Source organism: Protofrankia sp. Cr1, from assembly GCF_963555865.1.
Lineage (GTDB): Bacteria > Actinomycetota > Actinomycetes > Frankiales > Frankiaceae > Protofrankia.
This window is the reverse complement of record NZ_CAUVXO010000310.1, coordinates 1-2209: the sequence shown is the minus strand read 5'-3', so window position 1 is coordinate 2209 and position 2209 is coordinate 1. Positions and strand designations below refer to the sequence as shown.

Genomic DNA, 2209 nt, shown 5'->3' with positions numbered 1-2209 from the left:
CGCACGGGGATCCCTGACAGGCCAGGGCCGTTGATATAGGCGACCACCTGACACCATCCGGCCCGTCGGCATCCGACGGGCCGGATGCGTCTGACCACCCGCAGGCCCGGATCCCCCGCCTCGCCACGGTAGGCGGCCGTCGACCTGAGCACTGCGGCCGGTCCCGGGCTCCGCTGCTTCGGGCGCTTCGGGCGCTTCGGGCGCTTCGGGCGCTTCGGGCGCACATTGCTGTGATCGTGAAGCGTGCTTGCGTTGCGTCCAGATGGCACCTTTGGTGCAAAATTGTCCGACTCTCGCTGTGATGCCTACAACCGGCAGGGTAAGGTCATAGAACAGCTGGCATCCCGAATCCGCCTTTCTGGATCAACCAGGATCAATCTGGATCAGTCAGGCGGGCGGTGGGGTTCGGGGGGCTACCATCAGCTACCGATCCGGAGGAGCAGTGCAGGACGAACCGTCCCGTCGCAGGCAATCCCGAACAACGCGGATGTGTCCCCAGATCGCGCCCGATACAGGATTCGAGGTGGGCCGTGGGTAACCACTCCGCTGGCCGGCATTCACTACAGGCGATCGGCAATCCACGCCGACCGGATCCCGACCATGGTCACCCGACCATCAGCCCGGCAATCACCAGGTCCGCGGGCGGGACGCAGCGGACACCCAGGCTGGCGGGGGCGATGTTCCTCCCCCGCCAGCAACTGTTCGATTCCGGTGAACTGGACACGGTAACCGGCCCTCTCTCGGTGAGCACCACAGCCCGAGCCGCTCAGAGCACACTGCCTGGTTTCACCACCGTGGCCCAGCACCGGTCCTGGCCGACGGGCAGCACCGAAGAGTGGAGTGCCGTGTCTGCCTCAGACCTACCGGCTTCAGGCAGCCACGGCAGTGCCCAATCGCGTGGCACCCGCTCACGCGGCGCGCACCGGCGGGTCGCCACCAAGCAGGGGCGCTCTCGCCTGGTCGTCGCCGGCACAGCATCGTTGGCCGGCATCTCCGCGATACTGACCGGCCTGGCCCTGTCGGGTGGCACTGACACCCCGGCAGGTGATACCGCCACCACGGGATCCGCACCCAGCATGGGGATCGGTGCAGGGGTCTCGTTCACCGAACCCGTCACCACCCAGGGGTCCAGCGACACCGGTCAGCCGCCGGCACGGCTCGTGCCCCCGGGCACCCGAAGCAGATCGACCCTTTCCGGACGGACCGCCACGGGCAGCGATCCGGCCACGGCGCCCAACGATGCCGGCGGACCGCAAGTGGGCATCCCGGCAAGCGGTCCAGTCACCGGCACCGGCATTCCAGCCGGCGCGCCCGCGCTCCCGGCAGAGCCCGGCGCCACCGCACCATCCACGGACGGGGCATCCAACGGGCCGGCCGGTACCGAGCGGGTAACAGCCACCGGGAACGATCCGGCCGCGCCCGCGCCAGGCCCGGCGACCTCTGCTGCGCTCTCCGCAAACCCGCCGACGAGCACGTCGCCCCCGACCGCCGTGCCGCCAACCGTCGCGCCCCTGCCCGGCACCCCGCCAACCGGCGCGGTCGCGCAGACCGGCGGCGGCGCTGCCGGCACGGCACCGGCACCGGCAGCGGCACCGGCGTCAGGTACCGGCGTGCCAGCGGGCGGACAGGCGTCCTCCGGCCCAGCCATCGCCGTTCCCGTTCCGACGACTTCCAGCATTCCACTCGGAGATCTTGTCAACAGCGTGGTGGAACTCCGCGATATCGCGCCGGTCTGGCCGCACAGCCGATAGCGATTCGTACCGCGGGCCGCCCACTCGGACCTCGCTACATCCCCGAGTGGGCGCTCGCTCGGAAAACCTGTTGTAAGAGCGAGCGCCGGGACCACCCGGTCCGTCCGCATCACCCGGTACGGTCCACAACAAAGTCGGCAAGTGCCTCCAGGGCGCCCCTGGCCGGTCCGTTCTCCAAAGAGGCCAGACAGTCACGCGCATCGCTCGCCCAACGCGCCACCTCGGCACGAGCCCGCCGCATGGCCCGATGGCCACGCAGCAGATCCAGCGCCTCTGCGAGGGCCCCCTCTGCGGCGAACCCGTCCGCCATCAGGCTGCGCAGCCGCTCCGCTGCGGCATCGTCCTCCTGCAGCGCATACAGCACCGGTAGCGTGGGGATCCCCTCACGCAGGTCGGTGCCGGGCGTCTTGCCCGAGGCAGCCTCGTCCGAGGCCACGTCAATCAGGTCATCGGAAAGC

2 protein-coding genes are annotated in these 2209 nt (G+C 69.9%); one reads left to right on the top strand and one right to left on the bottom strand.

Translation table 11 applies throughout. From position 1 onward, the window contains the following. Window positions 1-530 precede the first annotated feature (530 nt). On the top strand, window positions 531-1751 hold the full coding sequence (locus tag U9980_RS19925; RefSeq protein WP_322769304.1) for a hypothetical protein: 1221 nt from the start codon (window positions 531-533) through the stop codon (window positions 1749-1751). 109 nt (window positions 1752-1860) lie between these two features. Here U9980_RS19925 and U9980_RS19920 read toward each other — a convergent pair. Then, on the bottom strand, window positions 1861-2209 hold a 349-nt coding region (locus tag U9980_RS19920; protein ID WP_322769303.1), incomplete at its 5' end, for a polyprenyl synthetase family protein.